Below are 18,895 nucleotides of genomic sequence, written 5' to 3' on the forward strand. Positions count from 1 at the left end.
ATAAAGTCGGATTTCCACATTTTCAAGGAGTCCTGACCATGCCACTCGCCCGTATTTCGGTGCCCGCGCACCTTTCGCAGGAGTTCATCATGGCCCTTGCTGATGCTGTTCACCAGGGGTTGGTTGAGACATGCGGTGTGCCGCCCGGTGACCGGTTTCAACTGGTTTCGCGTTTCCAGCCCGACGCGATGATCCTGGATCCGACATTTCCGGACGTGAGCCGCTCGGCCGGCGCCTGCATTGTGGAAATCACTTTTCTGGGTGGCCGCAACGACGCGCGCAAGCGTGAGCTCTACGCCCGCGTGGTCGCTAAGGCGGTCGCCGCCGGCTTTTCGCCGGACGACATCATGATCGCGCTGACGGAAAATTCGCCGATCGACTGGTCGCTTGGCCGTGGCCAGGCGTATTCAGGCCACTGCGACGCGGGTGCCTGAAGTCGCGGCGCCATCGGGTCCGGCGGGTGCCTGCATCGCGGCGCCGTTGGCGCGAAAACTGTGCGCGCTGGCCAGCGGCCAGTAGTAGCTGAAGACCGTGTTCTGCTTTTCCAGCGAGCCCAGCAGCGCACCGGGCTCGACTTGCATGATGAGGTTGCTCAGCAGCCGCACCTCGGTATCGGTCAGGCGCCGCACGATGTGATGCGCGTTGACTTCGCGCGGGTGGCACAGGCCCGCGGCCTGCACCAGCTCCTGCAAGGCATGCAGCGTGCTGCGGTGAAAGTTGCGCACCCGCTCGGCCTTGTCGGGCACCACCAGCGCCTGCTGGCGCACCGGGTCTTGTGTGGTGACGCCCGTCGGGCATTTGCCGGTGTGGCAGCTTTGCGCCTGGATGCAGCCCAGCGCCATCATGAAGCCGCGCCCGGCATTGCACCAGTCGGCGCCCAGCGCCATCAGCCGCACCATGTCAAACGCGCTCACCACCTTGCCGGCGGCACCGATGGACACGCGGCTGCGCAGGTTCACGCCGATCAGCGTGTTGTGCACCAGCAGCAGGCCCTCCTGCAGCGGTGCGCCCACGTGGTCGGTGAACTCGACGGGCGCAGCGCCCGTGCCGCCCTCGGCGCCGTCCACCACGATGAAATCCGGCGTGATGCCGGTCTCCAGCATGGCTTTCACAATCGCAAACCATTCCCACGGGTGTCCGATGCAGAACTTGAAGCCCGTCGGCTTGCCGCCCGACAGCTTTCGCAGTTTGGCGATGAAATGCATCATCTCGACCGGCGTGGAAAATGCGCTGTGGCTGGAGGGCGAAATGCAGTCCTTGCCCTGCGGTACACCGCGCGCCGCCGAGATTTCCTCGGTGACCTTGGGGCCGGGCAGAATGCCGCCGTGGCCGGGCTTGGCGCCCTGGCTCATCTTGAGCTCGATCAGCTTGACCTGCGGGTCGCGTGCGTTGGCGGCGAAGCGCTCTTCGCTGAACGTGCCGTCCTCGTTGCGGCAACCAAAGTAACCCGAGCCGATTTCCCAGATCAGGTCACCGCCATGCAGCCGGTGGTGCTGCGAGATCGAGCCCTCGCCCGTGTCGTGCGCGAAGCCGCCGAGTTTGGCGCCCTTGTTCAGCGCCATGATGGCATTGGCCGAGAGCGAACCAAAGCTCAGCGCCGAGATGTTGAACACGCTGGCGTGGTAAGGCTGTGTGCAGGGCTCCACCGAGGGCGAAGGATGATCGGGCGTGCCGCCTATCCAGACACGGAAGTCGTGGGTTGGCAGTTTGGTCGGCGACATCGAATGGTTGACCCACTCATACCCCTGCGCGCCCACGTCCAGCTGCGTGCCGAAGGGCCGGTTGTCGGGTTCGCCCTTGGCGCGCTGGTACACCAGCGAGCGCTGGGCGCGTGAAAACGGCGTGGCCTCGCTGTCGCTTTCGATGAAGTACTGGCGCATTTCGGGCCGGATGTACTCAAACAGAAAGCGCATGTGGCCGATGACCGGGTAGTTGCGCAGCACGGCATGGCGCGTTTGCCGCAAGTCGCGCACGCCCACGCACACCAGCACCACGCCGGCCACCAGGGATACCAGGGCCAGCTTCCCGACGCCAAAAACCATCAGGCCGAGCAGCCCCAGCAACGCGGCAAGCCCGCACAGGGCCATAAAGGTGTAACGGACGGGGAACCAGGCATCCAGGCGCTGAAGAAACATGACGGGGCTTCCGTGGGAGGGGTCACAAAAGGGCACAAAACACAGGCATGCAGCCGCGACGCGCCAGATACACTTTGCATCATAAGAGCCTCACGTGACGCTCAGAACTGTTTTTTTCATGAAGCCCACCCCCAAATCCGTCATCCCCTCTAAGCCCTCGCCGGAGCCGGTTTTCCTGGAAGTCGAGGCGTTCGACGAGCTCGATGCCATCCTCGACGACCTGCGCATCCGTTACGACGAAACACCGCAGTGGGAATTCTGCGAAGGCTTCATGGCCGCCGTGATCTGCTCGCGCCGGCCCATCGAGGCAGCCGAATACCTGCCCGTGCTGCTCGCCGTCCCCGCTGAGGGCGAGGCGCCAGATCCGGAAGGCGGCTCGTTCGCCAGCGAGGCGCAGCGTGAGCGCTTCCTCATGCTCTGGAACCAGCGCTGGCAGGAAGTCGAAACGGCGCTGGACGCCGAAGTGGACTCGCTTGAAGACGACAACTGCTACCACCCCGAGGTCATGGACATACGCGGCGCCGTGGCCGACATGCCGCCCGACGAACGTGCCGCCTTCAAGGGTGAAGACCTGCCCGCATTCGCGCAGGTCTGGGCGCTGGGTTTCATGTTTGCCGTCGAAAGCTGGCCCGACGAGTGGATGGCGCCGCGTGACAAAGACGCCGCCAAATGGCTCGATGGTGCCCTGCAGGCCGTGGTCGCCATGACCGAAGATGACAGCGCCCCGCCCGAGGTGTCACCCCTGAGCGAAGACGGCACGCCCAGCACCAGCATTGCCAGGCTCAACGCGTTTGGCGAGGCCATCTGGGCGGTGTATGACTTGCGTGAGCTGTGGAAGACCATGGGCCCCAAGGTCGAGACGGTGCGGGTGGAGGCCACGCCCGGGCGCAACGACCTGTGTTATTGCGGTAGCGGGAAGAAATACAAGAAATGTCACGGGGCGGGGTAAAGGCCGGTGATCTGACGGCATGTGTCCTTTGCCGGATTCGGGCGCATTGAATAATCGCTATCAATTTCATAGCTTGTCGCGCCCGATTTAATTGGCCTCTAGCCACTTTTGACCCGAAAAAACAAGGCCCACGCCCCCCCCCGAACGCACGCCAGAAGAAGGGACTTCCCCCCAAACTGAAACCAGACCCGGTTCAGGCTGTTTTCAGGGGAGGTTTCGGCCTTAAGCCCAATATGGATGGGCGCCAGCAGCTATGCTTTTAATAGCAACAACAAACACCGGTAAAACCCGCAGAGTCCAGCCGGTTGTCCACCAGGATATTCCGCCGAGCAGCAGGTCGTAACGCTTCACCCTGGAAGGCGGCTTCTGGACACTTTTTTGGGGCAACGGTGTTGGCTACATAGGCGACGGCCAGGCGGTCCGCCGCCGGACCGCCGGTTTTCATGAAGTCAGCAATCGCGGAAAACCCGGGTCTTGACGCGCGCGGTCGGCGGCGCAGAATGCATCAGTCGCCCTGGACCGTGAACAGGTCCCTGACTTGTATGTACAAGTTACCGGCGGCAACCACCAGCGGTATGGGCATGATTCCTGCTCACCCCTGAGACCCCCGGGCGCGGCCGCCACAAGCGGTCAGGCGCAATGTTTGTTTGACTGTCCAACCGAAGGAAATCATCTTGAACCACATGCTTCCCCACCTCAGCCGCCGCGTTCTTTGCGCCACTGCCGCAGCCGCCATGCTGGCTTGCAGCGCCGGCGCCGTGCTGGCCGCCACGCCCAAGGACACCCTGGTGCTGGCCTTCGGTTTCGATGACATCATCACCATGGACCCGGCCGAGGCCTTTGAGCTGTCCGCCGGCGAGATCATGGGCAACACCTATGACCGCCTGCTGCGCCTGGATGTGAACGACCCTTCCAAACTGGTGGGCGACGTGGCCAAATCCTGGACCGTCTCGGCCGACGGCAAGACCTATACCTTCGAGCTCAAGCCCGGGATCAAGTTCGCCTCCGGCAATCCGCTCACGGCTGAAGAAGTGGCGTATTCGCTGCAGCGCGCCGTGATGCTCGACAAGTCCCCCGCTTTCATCCTGACCCAGTTCGGTTTCTCCAAGACCAACGTCAAGGACAAGATCAAGGCCACCAGCCCGACCGTGGTGACCCTGGAAACCGACAAGGCTTATGCACCCACCTTTGTCTTCAACTGCCTGACGGCCAACGTGGCCGGCATTGTCGACATGAAGCTGGTGCAATCGAAAGAGGTCAACGGTGACTGGGGTTACGCCTGGCTGAAAACCAATTACGCCGGCTCCGGCCCGCTCAAGCTGCGCGAATGGCGTGCCAATGAAATCGTGGCGCTGGAACGCAACGACAACTACTACGGCGCCAAGCCCAAACTGGCCCGCGTGATCTACCGCCACGTGAAGGAATCGGCCACGCAGCGCCTGCTGCTGGAAAAAGGCGACATCGACATCGCCCGCAACCTGAGCCCGCAGGACATCGCGGCGCTCTCGGCCAACAAGGACGTGAAGATGACCTCCACGCCCAAAGGCACGGTCTACTACATCAGCCTGAACCAGAAGAACGCCAACCTGGCCAAGCCCGAGGTGCGCGAGGCCCTGAAATACCTGGTCGACTACGACGCGATCGGCGACACGCTGGTCAAGAACATCGGCGTGATCAACCAGAACTTCTTGCCGCAGGGCCTGCTGGGCGCCAGCACCGTCAAGCCGTACAAGCTCGACGTGGCCAAGGCCAAGGCGCTGCTGGCCAAAGCGGGCCTGGCCAACGGCTTCAAGGTCACCATCGACATGCGCACCATCCAGCCGGTGCAAGGCATCACCGAGGCCTTCCAGCAAACAGCCAAGCAGGCCGGCATTGACGTCGAGATCATTCCCGGTGACGGCAAGCAAACATTGACCAAGTACCGTGCCCGCACCCACGACATGTACATCGGCCAGTGGGGCGCCGACTACTGGGACCCGCATTCGAACGCCGACACCTTCACGCGCAACCCCGACAACGCCGACGATGCCAAGGCCAAGCCGCTGGCCTGGCGCAACGCCTGGGCGATCCCCGAGCTGACCAAGCAGTCGGATGCCGCCGTGCTCGAGCGCGACGCCGGCAAGCGCAAGAAGATGTACGAGGACCTGCAGGCCGAGTTCCGCAAGACCAGCCCCTTTGTCATGCTCTACCAGCAGACCGAGGTGGCGGCTTATCGCACCAACGTGGACGGCCTGAAGCTGGGCCCCACCTTCGACAGCAACTACATGTTCAACGCCTCCAAGCGCTGATAGCCCACCGACTTTGGCTATTCCCGACCCCACGGCCGTCGGTGTGGCGCCGCTCAGCGCGGTAGCCACGCGCACGGCGGGCCAGCGCTTCACGCCGCACGCCAGGAGCTTCGGCAACTTCCTGGTGGTGATTTTGCTCACCTACCTGGGCCTGCTCGCGGTCACGTTTTTCATCGGCCGGGTGATCCCCATTGACCCGGTGCTGGCCATCGTGGGTGATCGCGCGCCGGCGCATGTGATCGAGCGGGCGCGCCAGGAGCTGGGGCTGGACAAGCCGCTGTATGAGCAGTTCTACATCTACATCGGCAAGGTGCTCAAGGGCGACTTCGGCGTCTCGGTGCTGACAGCCAACCCGGTGATGACGGACATCAAGCGCGCGTTTCCGGCCACGCTGGAGCTGGCCAGCCTGGGCATCCTGATCGGCGCGGGCCTGGGCGTGCCGCTGGGCGTCTGGGCCGCAGTGCGGCGCGGCAAGCTGGTGGACCAGGTGGTGCGCGTGATCGGCCTGGTGGGCTATTCGGTGCCCATCTTCTGGCTGGGGCTGATGGCGCTGGTGGTGTTTTATGCGCGACTGGGCTGGGTCTCCGGGCCGGGCCGGATCGACGTGAGTTATGAGTACACACTCAAGCCCATCACCGGGCTTTTGCTGCTCGACACCGCCATGACCGGCGAGTGGGAGGCTTTTCGCAATGTGTTTTCGCACCTGATATTGCCGGCTTCGCTGCTCGGCTATTTCGCGCTGGCCTACATCAGCCGCATGACGCGTTCCTTCATGCTCAATGAACTCGCCCAGGAATACGTGATTGCCGCGCGCGCCAAAGGCCTGTCGGAGTCGCGCATCATCTGGCGCCATGCGCTGCGCAACGCCATGGTGCCGCTGGTCACGGTGATCGCGCTGTCGTACGCGGGTCTGCTCGAGGGCTCTGTGCTGACCGAGACCGTTTTTGCCTGGCCGGGCCTGGGTCTCTACATCACCAACTCGCTCCAGAACGCCGACATGAATGCGGTGCTGGGCGGCACGATTGTGGTGGGTTCGATTTTTGTGGGCTTGAACTTGCTCTCTGACGTCTTGTACAAATTGCTGGACCCAAGGACGCGAATCCGATGACTTCAAAGGTTGCATCTTTGCGCGACTGGCTGAGCACCGACCGCCCTGCCTCGCGCCGCCAGGCCTTCATGGGCCGCATGTACCACGGCTGCCACGATTTTTCGCGCAACCGTCTGGCCATGCTGGGCCTCTTCATCGTGCTGGGGCTTATCCTCGTGGCGATTTTTGCCGACCTGCTCGCGCCGTATTCGGCCTACACCGGCGACCTGCGCACCACACGGCTGCTGCCGCCTTCGTGGGCGCACTGGTTCGGCACCGACGACCAGGGGCGGGACATCCTCTCACGCATCATCATCGGCTCGCGCATCACGCTGATGGTGGTGATTCTGGTGGCGGTGCTGGCCGCGCCGCTCGGCCTCATCGTCGGCACTGTGGCCGGTTATGCCGGCGGCTGGATCGACGCAGTGCTGATGCGCATCACTGATATTTTTCTGGCGTTTCCGCGCCTTATCCTCGCGCTGGCGTTTGTCGCGGCGCTGGGGCCCGGCATCCAGAACGCGGTGATTGCCATCGCCATCACCTCCTGGCCGCCCTATGCGCGCATGGCGCGGGCCGAGACGCTGACGATACGCCAGACCGACTACATCGCGGCCGTGCAATTGCTGGGTGCCTCGCCCTGGCGCATCGTGCTGGGCCACATCATGCCGCTGTGCGTGTCGTCGGTGATCGTGCGCGTCACGCTGGATATGGCCGGCATCATCCTCACGGCTGCCGGGTTGGGTTTTCTGGGCCTGGGCGCGCAACCGCCCATGCCGGAGTGGGGCGCGATGATCGCCAACGGCCGCCTCTATGTGCTGGACCAGTGGTGGGTGGCGGCCGCGCCCGGCGCGGCGATTTTTGTCGTGAGCCTGGCCTTCAACCTGCTGGGTGACGGCCTGCGCGATGCGCTGGACCCGAAGGCCGCCAAATGACGGGCGCCCACAGGCCCCTGCTGGTGGTCGACGACTTGCGCGTGAGCTTTCCGCGCCGTGATGGCGGCATGACCGAGGCGGTGCGCGGCGTGTCCTTCACGCTGGGCCGCGAGCGCCTGGGCATCGTGGGCGAGTCGGGTTCGGGCAAATCACAAACCGGCCGCGCCATCATGGGCCTGACCGCACCGGAAGGCCGCATCAGCGCCAAGCGTCTCGAATTTTCCGGTGTGGACTTGCTCAACTGCCCGCCCGCCCAACGCCGTGCGCTGCGCGGCGGCCGTGTTGCCATGGTGCTGCAGGACCCGAAGTTTTCGCTGAACCCCGTCATGACGATAGGCGCACAGATCGTGGAAACGCTGCAGGCCCACACCCGCGTCTCGTCGGCCGAAGCCAAAAAGCGCGCACTGGCCGCGCTCGAATCCGTGCGCATCGACGACCCGGCGCGCGTCTACAAGTTGTATCCGCATGAGGTGTCGGGCGGCATGGGTCAGCGCGCGATGATTGCGATGATGCTCATCGCCGACCCGGACCTCCTGATCGCCGACGAGCCGACTTCGGCGCTGGACGTGACGGTGCAGCTACAGGTGCTGTCCATCCTCGACACGCTGGTGGCCGAGCGCGGCATGGGCTTGATTTTGGTCTCGCACGACCTGCGGCTGGTGTCCACCTTTTGCGACCGCATCCTGGTGATGTATGCCGGCCGGGTGGTGGAAGAGCTGGCCGCCGGCGGCCTGGCGAATGCGCAGCACCCGTACACACGCGGCCTGATGGCTTGTCTGCCGCAGCTGGGCGCGTCCACGCATCCGCTGGCGACGCTGGACAGGCAACCGGAGTGGGCGCTGTGAACCCGGTGGCTTCATCCGCATCGCTGGGCCTGGAAGTCAGCAGCCTGCGCGTGGTGTACGACAGCTTTGTCGCCGTCGCCGATACCTCCTTCATCGTGAACCCCGGCGAAAGCTTCGGCATCGTCGGCGAATCGGGTTCCGGCAAATCCACCGTGCTACGCGCCATCTGCGGGCTCGCGCCGCGCACGGCCGGCACGGTCAGGTTGCTGGGCCAGGACAGCGCGCCCGGCAGCAAGGCCTTCAGGCGGCAGGTGCAGATGGTGTTCCAGGACCCGTACGGCTCGCTGCACCCGCGCCACACCGTAGACCGCATCCTCGCCGAGCCGCTGGCCATCCACGGCATCAGCGATGCGGAAGCGCGCATCGAACGTGCGCTGGAAGAAGTCGGCCTGGGCACGGGTTTTCGCTTCCGTTACCCGCACCAACTCTCGGGTGGGCAGCGCCAGCGCATCGCAATTGCGCGCGCTTTGATCCTCGAGCCGCAAATCCTGTTGCTGGACGAGCCCACTTCGGCACTGGACGCCTCAGTGCAGGCCGAGGTGCTCAACCTGCTCGAGGAACTGCGCCGCCGGCGCGGCCTGACCTTCATCATGGTGAGCCACGACCTGGCCGTCGTCACCCACCTGTGCGAGCGGCTCATGGTGATGCAGCGCGGCCAGACGGTGGAGATGCTGCCTGCGGCCGACCTGGCGGCACACAAAGTCACGAATGCCTATACGCTGAGCCTGATGGAGGCTTCCACCGGGTTCAAACGCCGCGCAGCGGACGACGTGTCCGCTACGGCGTAAATCGTTACCAGGCAGGTCTGGCGCGCCGCAGCGCCGCATGCTTTAATTTCTCTTCAACACCACACGCCACGCCATGATCCACTGGGAAGCCCACGCCTGCCTGCCATTGCACCCGGCAGCCGATTTTTCGCCGATGGACGCGTTGCGCGCCGCGGGCGTGAACTATGTATCCGTCAATGTCGGCATGGACATGAACCCGGTGGCGCAAATCATGGCGGTCATTGCGGCCTTCCGCGCGAAGATCGCCGCGAACCCCGGGCGCTACCGGCTGGTATCCAGCGTGGACGAGATCCGCGAAGCCGCGGCGGCGAGCCAGCTTGCCATCGGCTTTGACCTGGAAGGTGCGATGCCCTTGCAGGAGCGGCCCGAGATGGTGACCCTGTACCGCGAACTCGGCGTGCGGCAAATCCATTTCGCCTACAACCGCAACAACAGCGTGGCCGACGGCTGCCACGACGAAGCACGCGGCCTCATGCCGCTGGGTGTGCGCATGGTGCAGGCCGTGAATGAGGCCGGCCTCTTGATGGACTGCTCCCATACCGGCCGCCGCTGCAGCCTCGACATCATGGCCGCCTCGGCCAAGCCGGTGATCTTCAGCCACGCCAACCCGCTGGCGCTGGTCGAGCACGGGCGCAACATCACCGACGAGCAAATACGCGCCTGCGCCGCAACCGGCGGGGTGGTGTGCGTCTCGGGCGTCTCTGCATTCCTGGGTACGCGCACTCCTACGGCTGACGATATGGCGCGGCATGTGGCCCATGTGGCGGGCCTGGTCGGCGCGCAGCATGCGGGCATCGGCCTGGACATCAGCTTCCGGCAGGATGAGCTCAATGACAACCCGCCGGGCGACTATGACCCCACCTACTGGTGGCCCAGGTCGGCCGGCTACGACCGCGCCGTACAGCGCATGACTTACACGCCGGTTGAAACCTGGCAACTGCTGCCCGAAGCGCTGCGCCGGGTGGGCCTGAGCGCAACTGAGGTAGAGGGCGTGATGGGCGACAATATGATGCGTGTCGCCGCCGTCGCCTGGCAGCACGCCTGAACAACCCACAACACACCGGCAGCCCCCATGTCCTCCATCACCCTCCGCTTCCTGGCCGAACCCAGTACCGTCAACTTCGGCGGCAAAGTGCACGGCGGCACCGTCATGAAATGGATTGACGAAGCCGGCTACGCCTGCGCCACCAGCTGGGCCAAGCGCTATTGCGTCACCGTGTCGGTGGGCAGCATACGTTTTCAGCGTCCCATCATGATCGGCGACCTGGTCGAAGTCGAAGCCCGCCTGGCCTACACCGGCACGACCAGCCTGAACATCTCGGTGGAAGTGCGCGCCGGCGACATGAAAGTCGGGCAGATGCAGGTCATCACCGAATGCCTGGTGGTGTTTGTCGCGGTGGACCTGGACGGCAAGGCCTTGCCCGCCCAGGAATGGCGGCCGGAGACCCCCGGCGACGTCGCACTGGCCCAGCGTGTGAAGGCGCACCTGGATGCCGCGCGCTCCATGCAACTGACCTGAGCCCGCCGCACAACGCTACCAGATGCGAAGCAACGCCTGATGGGCCTTGACCTGACGGCCGCACTGGCTTGTGTGATGCTGGGCGGGCTGGTGCTCAGGCCGCGTCCGCAACAGGCCTGACACCTACGAACCAGGCCGCCAGCAACTCCAGCGTGTACCGCACCTTGGCCGGCTGCTCGCCACGCCGCGGCGTGACGGCGTAGACCGGAACATCCGCCATGCGCCAGCCCGGCAGTATCGGCAGCAAGCGGCCTTCGGCCATCGCTTTGCGGTCGTCCTCGCTCACACCCATGCTGATGCCCCAGCCGGCTATGGCCAGCGCATGCAGCGCCGTGACCTGCGAGGCCTGCACCCGGCCTTCCAGCCTCAGGGTTTCGCGTTCGCCGGACGGGCCCAGCAGCTCCAGCATGTCCGCGCTGTTGCTGCTGTTGGGTTTGCTGGCCAGCCAGTCGTGGCGCAGCAAATCCTGCGGCGTGGCGGGCCAGCCGCGTTCGGCCAGGTAGGCCGGCGAGGCGCAGAGCTGGCGCGTCATATCGCCCAGCTTGCGTGCCACCAGGCTGGAGTCGGCCAACTCCCCCACGCGCACCGCGATATCCACGCGTTCGCCGATCAGGTCAACCAGCTTGTCGTCCAGCAGCAGACGCAGCGTGAGCCGGGGGTAGCCGCGCAGCGGCGCCAGCGCCGCTGCCAGCAGGCTGCCAAAGCCGGCCGGCGCGGCCAGGCGCAGCTCGCCTTCGGGTTCGTCGCGCAGCCGCACCAGCGCCTGTTCCGCCGAGCGCGCAGCCGCCACCATGGCGGCACAACCGGCGTGGTAGCGCTCCCCCGCTTCTGTCAGCGTCAGGCGCCGCGTGGACCGGTGCAGCAGGGCCAGGCCGAGCGACTGCTCAAGCTGCCGCAAATGCTGGCTCACGGCCGAAGGCGTCATGCCCAGCTGCCGAGCAGCCGCGGTCAGGGACCCTTTGGCAACCACCTCGGCAAAAATGGCCATGCGCTTGAGCTGGTCCATGGATTTATCGCTCATTAGTTAGCTCTACTTCACAGTGTTAGCGAATTTTGCCGTCTATTCAGGCCGTTGTGAAGTAATGAAACTAGAGACTCTTTAACCCATAGGAGTTTTTATGAACATTGCATTGATCGGCGCCACAGGTTTTATCGGCGCACCCATTCTTTCCGAACTGCTGAGCCGCGGCCACAAGGTCACCGTACTGGCCCGCAACCCTGGCAAGGTCAACCCGCAAACCGGCCTGACCGTGGTCGCCGCCGACGCACTGAATGCCGGCCAGGTGGCCAAAGCCGTGGCGGGCCACGATGCCGTCATCAGCGCCTACAACCCCGGCTGGAGCGAGCCGAAAATCCACGACCTGCACCTTGAGGCCAGCAAAGCCATCGTGAATGGCGTCAAGCAGGCGGGCGTCAAACGCCTGCTCGTGGTGGGTGGCGCCGGCAGCCTGTATGTGGCGCCCGGCCTGCAGCTCGTGGACACGCCGGAGTTTCCCGCGCAATACAAGCAGGGCGCGCTCGCCGCACGCGAGGCGCTGAACCAGCTCAAGCTCGAAACCTCACTGGACTGGAGCTTTGTCTCGCCTCCCATTGGCCTGGCACCCGGTGAGCGCACCGGCAAATACCGGCTGGGTGCGGACGACCTGCTGCCTGGCCAGGGTGACAAGCCGGCCGGTATTTCGGTGCCTGACCTGGCTGTGGCCATCGTGGACGAGATTGAAAACGCGCGGCATGTTCGGCGCCGGTTCACGGTTGCCAATTAATCGTCTTATTGGCCTTACGCCCAATAGGGACGGGCGCAGGCAGCTCCTAAATTAATAGCTATTTTCTTTTTTGGTTGTTGTTGTTTCGGTGTTTGCGGTCTTTGCTGAGGGTTGCTGGCCGGGGGTAGCCCGGCGGCTACTCACTTTTCTTTTGCTTCGCCAAAAGAAAAGTAAGCAAAAGAAAAGGCGACCCTGCTGTCTGCGACCCTCCGCTTCGCTACGGGCAACCTGCGGTGCTCGGTTCAGGCGGGGTCTCGCTCGAACTCGCTTCGCTCAGACAATCGCGATCCCTGATCCGCCTGAACCTGCGCTCCTCGGCGCATACAGAAGGGATGGGGAGAAGGAATACCAACAGCCGAAGACAGGAATCCGAATACCTGAAGAAACAAGGACTCGCCGTGGCGAGTCCTTGTTGGTATTTGTGTTGATTTTGTATTTTTGTCCCCGCTCCCGATTGGCCCTTGTGGATGCGCCGAGGAGCGCAGGGCCAGACGGATCAGGGCAAAAACTTGTTTGAGCGAAGCGAGTTGTTTTTGACCCCGGCTGGACCGAGCACCGCAGGTTGCCCGTAGCGCAGCGAAGGGACGCAGGAACCAGGGTCGCTTTTCTTTTGCTTACTTTTCTTTGGCGAAGCAAAGAAAAGTGAGTTGCATGCCGGGCAACCCCCGGCCAGCAACACTCAGCAAAAAGCGCTGGAACAAGAAAGACTACAGCTTCAGAGCCTCACCCCGAGCCGCTTCCAACACATCCCGAGTCTTCACCGCCTCGCGCCGCGCAGCCTCCGCAAAATCATCCGCCGAAGAGGCATAAATAATCGCACGCGACGAGTTCACGATGATTGGCGCGCCGGCCCGCCAGCCCGCTTTGACGGTCGCGACGGCATCGCCACCCTGCGCCCCCACACCCGGAATCAGCAGCGGCAAGGTCGGCGCCACCGAACGCACACGCTCGATCTCGGCCGGATAAGTCGCCCCCACCACCAGGCCCAACTGGCCATTGAGGTTCCACGGCCCTTGCGCCAGACGCGCCACATGCTCGTACAACAGCGGCTGGCCTTCAATCGAGGCGAAGCGCTGGTTCTGCAGATCGTCGCCGCCGGGGTTGGAGGTGCGGCACAGCAAAAATGCGCCCTTGCCTTCGTACTTCAAATATGGTGCGACCGAATCAAACCCCATGAAGGGCGAGAGCGTCACCGCGTCGGCACCGTAGCGCTCAAAGGCTTCCTTGGCATATTGCTCCGCCGTGCTGCCGATATCGCCGCGCTTGGCGTCCAGGATGATGGGCACTTGCGGCGCCACGCGGCGCATGTGTTCCATCAGGCGTTCAAGCTGGCCTTCGGCGCGGTGCGCGGCGAAGTAGGCGATTTGCGGCTTGAATGAAATCACCAGGTCGGCGGTGGCGTCAACAATCGCCGCGCAGAAATCGTAGATCTTGTTGGCATCGCCCTTGAGCTTGCCGGGGAATTTCGTAGGTTCAGGGTCCAGGCCGACGCAGAGCATGGAGCGGTTCTGGCGTTCTGCGGCGCCCAGCATGTCGAGAAAAGTCATGTCCCATTTTAAGCTCCCACCATCTCCGCAGCTTGCACCGGGCCCCGATGGAAAACCCCCTGTATGCCAAACGCGCGATTGTCTCCAGCGGCTACCTGTCCGGCGTTTTACACGATGCAACAAAAAAACAAGCGCTAGCGTCATCAGGATTTCACAGTGGATTTTTACGATCACCGCATTGCAAGTGCTGAAGGTCGTTGTGAATTTGTGGATTACCCAAGGCGAATGCCCGCTGGGAATACCTCGCTCCAGGCTCGGGGCTGTGCCAGAGATGGTGTCTCCCCGGGGGCATGAGTGGATAGGTCATGGCCCTGTTGTTTTGCGGGGCATGGGGCGCAACTGGGCCGCGCTGGAGCGTTGGACGTTTCAGCACCTTGCCCATCTGGGCGGGGCCAGGCCTGTGACCCTGGTGGTGGGGAATCGGGAGAGGTCCAGTACCCGGTTTGTGACGTCCACACTTGACCGCTATGTGGCACAACTGGAGTTGCAGACAGCCGCGCAGGAAGAAGGCTCGCATATCGGCTACCTCAAAGAGTTTGATCTGCTCAAGGAGATACCCTCATTGCGCCAGGACGTGCAGCAAGACGCATTATTCCCGCCAGGCAACATCGTCTCCAGCAGCGCATGGATTGGCCCGCAAGGTGCACACACGGGTTTGCATTACGACTTGCTGGACAACCTGGCGGTGCTCACGCGCGGAGTCAAACGCTTTTACCTGGCACGCCCCGGCACCGTGGAACACCTGGGTGCGTTGTCAACTAAGTATGACCGCTGGGCCAAGCTGGCATCGGTGGGCATGCGCGACCTGGCACAAAGCGATGTGCCAACAGACGCACTGTTTGCCGTCGATCTGTATCCGGGTGATGCCATCTACGTGCCTCATGGCTGGTGGCATGAGGTGGTGAATTTGCAAGCCAGCATTTTTCTGAGCGGATTTTTCGGCAACAAGGCCCGGGTCACCCGGCTGTGGCTCACCACAGGTGCTGTGCAGCTGATGCATGACTTCCAGCCCTTGGGCACTCGCAATTGCGCCTGCCATTCGGGTACCGCACACCCGCCACCAGTCCCCGACGTTCCGGGCAGTCAACTCCTTTAACACCCACGCATACCGTTACCCATGACAACCAAACCGACCATCAAAAAGCGCAGCTACATCACCCGCAATTTGCGTATTGGCGATATTCCAGCCTTGCTGGATCTGGAGCGCAAGCAATGGACGCAAGAGCAGCAAGCCACCGCAGAAGACTTTCGATCACGCATTGCCGCGCATCCCGATTTGAGCGGGGGTGCATTTTGCGCAGAAACGGGTGAATTGCTGGCGTCGCTCTTTTGCAAGCCCACCACGGAGGCAGAGTGGGTCAACCCGGGCGACTGGCAAAAGAGTGCCGCCCTGGACGGCAAGGTGCCGACGAACAAGCACGCCTCCCGCTGCCTGTTCGGCATCAGCCTGACCAGCGTGGATGCCGGCGCGGCCTTGCAGCTGATCGCCTTTAACTATCTGTATGCGGTGAAATGCGGCACTCGTGAAGTGTTTCTGGGCTCTCCCATGCCCGGGCTCAAGCGTCATTTGCAACGAAAACCAGGCGCATCGGTAGAGGCTTATGCACGGACTACGCGGGCCGGTTTGCCGGTTGATCCACAGCTGCGCTACTACCACGGCAAGGGGTTTTGTGAGCTTGTGGCCGTGCGTGAGAACTACTTCCCCCACGAAGCCTCGTGTGATTACGGCGCCATTCTGAAATCCAGGGTGCCGTATCCCTGGCTCACGCCGCTATTTCGCTGGACACCCGTCCCGGTGTTGAGGTCGCTTGCCGCACTGGCGCCGCGCTACGCCATTCCAGAAGACGACGGGGTGCCCGCACGAACAGGGTCTGCCGCTGAGCCAAAGGCGGCGTAGCCGTTCAACCCGTGTTGCGCAGCCCAGCCGCGCTGGTTACGCCACTGATTCTTCAACCCAGCATGAGCCGCGGAACCGGCTTTGCCGGGCCGCAGGCGGGCGGCCCCCTCGGGGGGCAGCGCATTACACGAAGTGAAAAGCGTGGGGGCACAATAACTCCATGCAACTCTCGCAACGCCAACTCATCCTGCTGGTTCTGCTCACCCTGGTCTGGGGCCTGAACTGGCCGGTGATGAAACTGGGGATTGCGGACTTTCCACCCTTGACGTTCCGGGCGATGTCGATCTGGCTGGGCATCCCGGTGCTGGGCATCGCCATGGTGGTGCTGAAGGTGCCGTTTGGGGTGCCGCGGGGCAGGTGGCGTGAGCTCTTCTGGCTGGCTGCGGCCAACATGTTTGTCTGGCATGCACTGATCATCCTCGCCGTCAAAAACCTCAGCAGCGGGCGTGCGGCGATTCTGGGCTACACCATGCCGATTTTTTCGGCGCTGCTGGGCGCCTGGTTTTTTGGCGCGACGCTAAAAGCCCGCAACTGGCTGGGAGTGGCGGCCGCCGCACTGGGCGTGGCGCTACTGCTATGGAATGAAATGACCAACCTGTCGGGCAGCCCCCTGGGTGTGCTGTGCGCGCTGGTGGCGGCCGCGGTGTGGGCGCTGGGCACGCAGCTGCTGCGCAAGACCACGATACCGGCCGCGACGCTGACGTTGTCGTTCTGGATGACGGTGATGACCGCCGTGATGCTGACCGTGTTGGGTGTCGTGTTTGAGATGCCGCAGTGGAAGGCACCTTCGCCCACGACCTGGGGCGCGATTCTTTACAACGCGGTGCTGATCTTCGGTTTTGCGCATGCGGCGTGGTTCACGCTGGCGCGCGCGCTGCCGCCGGTGGCTTCCACGCTGAGCGTGATGATGATTCCCGTCCTCGGGGTGTTTTCAGGCGCTCTGGGCCTGGGCGAAGTGCTGCACTGGCAAGACTGGGCTGCCGTGGTGCTGATGGTGGTGGCGATTGCTTCAGTGCTGGCGCCCAGCCGCACAGTACCTGAAAAGGCCTGAAGGAAAATCAGGCGACGCCGGGAGTAACGACCAAGCTCATGGCCAGGCACAGGTCGTCCCAGGCCTTGCCCTTGTCGGCCGGGTTGCGCAGTAAATAGGTGGCGTCGTAGGTCACCACCATGCGGGCTCCATGCAGGCTGTGCAATTGGCCGCGCTGTTTGCCGAAAGGCTCTGTCGATTGCAACACCGCCTGCGCGGCCAGGCGGCCCATGACGAGCACGACATCGGGTTGCGCGCTGGCCACCAGGGCGGGCAGCGCTTCAGGCAGGCCAGCACCCGCACCGGATGCCGCCTGCCGGACCAGCGGCGCCAGCAGCACCATGCCGGCCTTGTGCAGGCGCGCAGCGCGCAGCATGTTGTCGAGCAGCTTGCCGGCATCACCTTCAAAGGGGTTGAAAGGCTCCCGCTGCAGCGCAGCCGCCGGCGTTTCGGCCAGCACCAGCCAGCGCGCGCCTTCAGCATGGGCGGCGTCAGCGTACAGGGCTTGCGCGTCTCCCATGCGCCACGCTGCCGTCGTGCCGGGTGCAGCGGTTTCGCGCACTTCGGCCTGCGGGCGAGCCGGCGCCTGCACGGGCCGCACGGGCGGTGCAGCCTCTCGCGGTGCAGCGGACGTGGAAGGCGCACTGACTTTTTGATCGAATTCACTTGCAGGCGTTACTGACTGCGCGCCAGCAGCTACCAAATCAATAGCAACGGCAGCTTCAGCAGGCGCAGCGGCAACCGGCAGCCACACGCGCACACCCATTTCGCGCAGCATGGCGCGCTGGCGTTTGTCGAGGTCCAGGCTCATAGCGCCAGGCTCATGACGACCGCATCTTCGCGCGTGGAAGCGCCGTCCGGGTAGTAGTTGCGGCGCGTGCCGACGTGGCGAAAGCCGTAGCGTTCATAGATGGCCTTGGCCCGCACATTGCTCACGCGCACTTCCAGCCACAGCCACTGCGCGCCCTGCCCGCGCGACCAGAGGGCCAGCGCATCCAGCATGATGCGGGCCCAGCCCTGGCGCTGGTGTTCGGAGGCCACGGTGATGTTGAGCAGGTGTACTTCGTCAACGCCCTTCATGGCCACAAAATAGCCCAGCAGCACGGCGTCGGGCGCATTGCCGGCGGTGAGCAGTTGTGCCTGGTAGCCGGCATTGAGCGAATCGTTGAAATTGCCGTGCGTCCAGGGATGGTCATAAGCGGTTTTTTCCACGCGCACCACCTCATCCAGCCATGCGGGTGTCATGGCTTCGAACTGGGCTTCGAGGGGCTTGAGGACGGCGTTCATGAAAGGGGTGGGGCGGCCGCCAGTTTGGCGGCCTTGACCTGGTCGCGCTCTTCGGTGGTCAGCGCTACTTTATCGCGAACGTAGAGCGGCAGGGCGAGGTCGGCGCTGACGCACAGGCCGGCAGCAGCCAGCTGCGGCGCCAGGCGCAGCATGGCGGTGGCAGTGGGCAAGGCATCAGCCTGCGCAAATGCCGCAAGGCTGCCCGGCAAACGCCCGGCGTACACCGTAAAAACATTGCCCGCGAGCAAACCGGCCGCAGCGTCCGGCTCCAGGTTTTCAGGCCGGACCAGCCCGCATTCGCCGAGCGCCCGGCAGTGCCCGCCGCTGAACTCAAAACCCTGCACATACATTTCGTCCATGCGCGCATCCAGCAGCGCGGTGACGCGCAGGGACGCTTCGCCATCACCCTGCTGCTGAAAGCGCGCTTCTTCAGCCACAGCCATCAGCGTGTCGACAGGCAGCACGGGAATGCCGGCGCCCTGGTTGGCGCCCAGCGCCAGGCCCTGCGCCACCGCGCAGGCGGTGCGCAGGCCGGTAAAGGAGCCGGGGCCGCGCCCGAAGGCGATGGCATCCAGCTCGCCCAGCGCCAGGCCAGCCTCGGCCAGCAACGCCAGGATGGCGGGGATCAGCGTGGTGGAAGCCTGCGCGCCGCCTGGGCCGTTGTGCTGCCAGACGCGCGCACCGTCGGTCAGCGCCACGGACATGCGGTCGGTGCTGGTGTCAAAAGCGAGGAATTTCACAAGTTCAGGCATTAAATCGGGCTCAAGCCCTTATATATCAGGCGCAAGCAGCTATTAAATTCATAGCAATCTGCGAGTACCCGGAGGC

The 18,895-nt window shown here is 63.8% G+C and carries 19 protein-coding genes; 13 read left to right on the forward strand and 6 right to left on the reverse strand.

Annotated elements, in window-relative coordinates; all coding sequences use genetic code 11:
- Nucleotides 1–38 precede the first annotated feature (38 nt).
- Complete coding sequence (locus AC1DVV_RS21745; RefSeq protein ID WP_457282381.1) at nt 39–434, forward strand: tautomerase family protein; 396 nt, start codon at nt 39–41, stop codon at nt 432–434.
- Here the strand turns inward: AC1DVV_RS21745 and AC1DVV_RS21750 are convergent.
- Nucleotides 408–2,135 (reverse strand): FMN-binding glutamate synthase family protein, encoded by a 1,728-nt coding sequence (locus tag AC1DVV_RS21750; protein WP_477701598.1) that lies wholly within the window; start codon nt 2,133–2,135, stop codon nt 408–410. The two genes, AC1DVV_RS21745 and AC1DVV_RS21750, sit on opposite strands and share 27 nt — an antisense overlap.
- Before the next feature lie 118 nt (nt 2,136–2,253).
- Here AC1DVV_RS21750 and AC1DVV_RS21755 point away from each other — a divergent pair, with 118 nt between their 5' ends.
- The 8 genes from AC1DVV_RS21755 to AC1DVV_RS21790 all read left to right on the forward strand — a co-directional run bounded on the left by AC1DVV_RS21755 (nt 2,254) and on the right by AC1DVV_RS21790 (nt 10,543).
- Complete coding sequence (locus tag AC1DVV_RS21755; RefSeq protein ID WP_457282383.1) at nt 2,254–3,084, forward strand: YecA/YgfB family protein; 831 nt, start codon at nt 2,254–2,256, stop codon at nt 3,082–3,084.
- Nucleotides 3,085–3,767: 683 nt separating this feature from the next.
- Nucleotides 3,768–5,372, forward strand: a complete 1,605-nt coding sequence (locus AC1DVV_RS21760) for an ABC transporter substrate-binding protein (protein WP_477701616.1) — start codon at nt 3,768–3,770, stop codon at nt 5,370–5,372.
- A gap of 13 nt (nt 5,373–5,385) precedes the next feature.
- Nucleotides 5,386–6,480 carry an ABC transporter permease gene (locus AC1DVV_RS21765; protein ID WP_477701599.1) on the forward strand — a complete coding sequence of 365 codons (1,095 nt, stop codon included), beginning with the start codon at nt 5,386–5,388 and terminating at the stop codon, nt 6,478–6,480.
- The gene (nikC, locus tag AC1DVV_RS21770; protein WP_477701600.1) at nt 6,477–7,391 is read left to right on the forward strand and encodes a nickel transporter permease; all 915 of its coding nucleotides are present in this window, start codon (nt 6,477–6,479) and stop codon (nt 7,389–7,391) included. The genes AC1DVV_RS21765 and nikC overlap by 4 nt, the downstream gene beginning before the upstream one ends.
- The gene (locus AC1DVV_RS21775) at nt 7,388–8,236 is read left to right on the forward strand and encodes an ABC transporter ATP-binding protein (protein ID WP_477701601.1); all 849 of its coding nucleotides are present in this window, start codon (nt 7,388–7,390) and stop codon (nt 8,234–8,236) included. The genes nikC and AC1DVV_RS21775 overlap by 4 nt, the downstream gene beginning before the upstream one ends.
- A 23-nt stretch (nt 8,237–8,259) precedes the next feature.
- Nucleotides 8,260–9,024, forward strand: a complete 765-nt coding sequence (locus AC1DVV_RS21780; protein WP_457282456.1) for an ABC transporter ATP-binding protein — start codon at nt 8,260–8,262, stop codon at nt 9,022–9,024.
- Nucleotides 9,025–9,097: 73 nt separating this feature from the next.
- Nucleotides 9,098–10,069, forward strand: coding sequence for a dipeptidase (locus tag AC1DVV_RS21785; RefSeq protein WP_477666934.1), 972 nt, complete (start codon nt 9,098–9,100; stop codon nt 10,067–10,069).
- Nucleotides 10,070–10,096: 27 nt separating this feature from the next.
- On the forward strand, nt 10,097–10,543 hold the full coding sequence (locus AC1DVV_RS21790) for an acyl-CoA thioesterase (RefSeq protein WP_457282388.1): 447 nt from the start codon (nt 10,097–10,099) through the stop codon (nt 10,541–10,543).
- A gap of 94 nt (nt 10,544–10,637) precedes the next feature.
- On the opposite strand, the gene AC1DVV_RS21795 is transcribed toward AC1DVV_RS21790, so the two are convergent.
- Complete coding sequence (locus AC1DVV_RS21795; RefSeq protein ID WP_457282389.1) at nt 10,638–11,564, reverse strand: LysR family transcriptional regulator; 927 nt, start codon at nt 11,562–11,564, stop codon at nt 10,638–10,640.
- Nucleotides 11,565–11,661: 97 nt separating this feature from the next.
- On the opposite strand from AC1DVV_RS21795, the gene AC1DVV_RS21800 reads away from it, so the two are divergent.
- Nucleotides 11,662–12,306, forward strand: a complete 645-nt coding sequence (locus tag AC1DVV_RS21800; RefSeq protein ID WP_477666936.1) for an NAD(P)-dependent oxidoreductase — start codon at nt 11,662–11,664, stop codon at nt 12,304–12,306.
- Nucleotides 12,307–13,013: 707 nt separating this feature from the next.
- Here the strand turns inward: AC1DVV_RS21800 and pyrF are convergent.
- Nucleotides 13,014–13,853, reverse strand: a complete 840-nt coding sequence (gene pyrF, locus AC1DVV_RS21805; RefSeq protein WP_457282391.1) for an orotidine-5'-phosphate decarboxylase — start codon at nt 13,851–13,853, stop codon at nt 13,014–13,016.
- Between the two features lie 271 nt (nt 13,854–14,124).
- Here pyrF and AC1DVV_RS21810 point away from each other — a divergent pair, with 271 nt between their 5' ends.
- The 3 genes from AC1DVV_RS21810 to AC1DVV_RS21820 all read left to right on the forward strand — a co-directional run bounded on the left by AC1DVV_RS21810 (nt 14,125) and on the right by AC1DVV_RS21820 (nt 16,801).
- A complete protein-coding gene (locus AC1DVV_RS21810) occupies nt 14,125–14,949 on the forward strand; it encodes a cupin-like domain-containing protein (RefSeq protein WP_457282457.1) in 825 nt (274 codons plus the stop codon).
- 21 nt (nt 14,950–14,970) lie between these two features.
- Nucleotides 14,971–15,750, forward strand: coding sequence for a hypothetical protein (locus AC1DVV_RS21815; protein ID WP_477701602.1), 780 nt, complete (start codon nt 14,971–14,973; stop codon nt 15,748–15,750).
- Between the two features lie 160 nt (nt 15,751–15,910).
- Nucleotides 15,911–16,801, forward strand: a complete 891-nt coding sequence (locus tag AC1DVV_RS21820) for a DMT family transporter (RefSeq protein WP_477701603.1) — start codon at nt 15,911–15,913, stop codon at nt 16,799–16,801.
- A gap of 7 nt (nt 16,802–16,808) precedes the next feature.
- Here AC1DVV_RS21820 and AC1DVV_RS21825 read toward each other — a convergent pair whose 3' ends face one another.
- The 3 genes from AC1DVV_RS21825 to tsaB are packed head-to-tail and all read right to left on the reverse strand — an operon-like array spanning nt 16,809 to nt 18,819.
- Nucleotides 16,809–17,591 carry a uracil-DNA glycosylase family protein gene (locus AC1DVV_RS21825; RefSeq protein WP_477701604.1) on the reverse strand — a complete coding sequence of 261 codons (783 nt, stop codon included), beginning with the start codon at nt 17,589–17,591 and terminating at the stop codon, nt 16,809–16,811.
- The gene (rimI, locus tag AC1DVV_RS21830; protein WP_477701605.1) at nt 17,588–18,067 is read right to left on the reverse strand and encodes a ribosomal protein S18-alanine N-acetyltransferase; all 480 of its coding nucleotides are present in this window, start codon (nt 18,065–18,067) and stop codon (nt 17,588–17,590) included. The genes AC1DVV_RS21825 and rimI overlap by 4 nt, the downstream gene beginning before the upstream one ends.
- Complete coding sequence (gene tsaB, locus AC1DVV_RS21835; RefSeq protein ID WP_477701606.1) at nt 18,064–18,819, reverse strand: tRNA (adenosine(37)-N6)-threonylcarbamoyltransferase complex dimerization subunit type 1 TsaB; 756 nt, start codon at nt 18,817–18,819, stop codon at nt 18,064–18,066. The genes rimI and tsaB overlap by 4 nt, the downstream gene beginning before the upstream one ends.
- Nucleotides 18,820–18,895 lie beyond the last annotated feature (76 nt).

The organism is Polaromonas sp. P3_B4 (assembly GCF_056402835.1).

What these genes read in the sequence shown, in the direction of transcription:
- AC1DVV_RS21745 (WP_457282381.1), top strand. Translation starts at nt 39, where the DNA reads ATGCCACTCGCCCGTATTTCGGTGCCCGCGCACCTTTCGCAGGAGTTC.
- AC1DVV_RS21750 (WP_477701598.1), bottom strand. Translation starts at nt 2,135, where the DNA reads ATGTTTCTTCAGCGCCTGGATGCCTGGTTCCCCGTCCGTTACACCTTT.
- AC1DVV_RS21755 (WP_457282383.1), top strand. Translation starts at nt 2,254, where the DNA reads ATGAAGCCCACCCCCAAATCCGTCATCCCCTCTAAGCCCTCGCCGGAG.
- AC1DVV_RS21760 (WP_477701616.1), top strand. Translation starts at nt 3,768, where the DNA reads ATGCTTCCCCACCTCAGCCGCCGCGTTCTTTGCGCCACTGCCGCAGCC.
- nikC (WP_477701600.1), top strand. Translation starts at nt 6,477, where the DNA reads ATGACTTCAAAGGTTGCATCTTTGCGCGACTGGCTGAGCACCGACCGC.
- AC1DVV_RS21775 (WP_477701601.1), top strand. Translation starts at nt 7,388, where the DNA reads ATGACGGGCGCCCACAGGCCCCTGCTGGTGGTCGACGACTTGCGCGTG.
- AC1DVV_RS21785 (WP_477666934.1), top strand. Translation starts at nt 9,098, where the DNA reads ATGATCCACTGGGAAGCCCACGCCTGCCTGCCATTGCACCCGGCAGCC.
- AC1DVV_RS21790 (WP_457282388.1), top strand. Translation starts at nt 10,097, where the DNA reads ATGTCCTCCATCACCCTCCGCTTCCTGGCCGAACCCAGTACCGTCAAC.
- AC1DVV_RS21795 (WP_457282389.1), bottom strand. Translation starts at nt 11,564, where the DNA reads ATGAGCGATAAATCCATGGACCAGCTCAAGCGCATGGCCATTTTTGCC.
- AC1DVV_RS21800 (WP_477666936.1), top strand. Translation starts at nt 11,662, where the DNA reads ATGAACATTGCATTGATCGGCGCCACAGGTTTTATCGGCGCACCCATT.
- pyrF (WP_457282391.1), bottom strand. Translation starts at nt 13,853, where the DNA reads ATGACTTTTCTCGACATGCTGGGCGCCGCAGAACGCCAGAACCGCTCC.
- AC1DVV_RS21810 (WP_457282457.1), top strand. Translation starts at nt 14,125, where the DNA reads ATGGTGTCTCCCCGGGGGCATGAGTGGATAGGTCATGGCCCTGTTGTT.
- AC1DVV_RS21815 (WP_477701602.1), top strand. Translation starts at nt 14,971, where the DNA reads ATGACAACCAAACCGACCATCAAAAAGCGCAGCTACATCACCCGCAAT.
- AC1DVV_RS21820 (WP_477701603.1), top strand. Translation starts at nt 15,911, where the DNA reads ATGCAACTCTCGCAACGCCAACTCATCCTGCTGGTTCTGCTCACCCTG.
- AC1DVV_RS21825 (WP_477701604.1), bottom strand. Translation starts at nt 17,591, where the DNA reads ATGAGCCTGGACCTCGACAAACGCCAGCGCGCCATGCTGCGCGAAATG.
- rimI (WP_477701605.1), bottom strand. Translation starts at nt 18,067, where the DNA reads ATGAACGCCGTCCTCAAGCCCCTCGAAGCCCAGTTCGAAGCCATGACA.
- tsaB (WP_477701606.1), bottom strand. Translation starts at nt 18,819, where the DNA reads ATGCCTGAACTTGTGAAATTCCTCGCTTTTGACACCAGCACCGACCGC.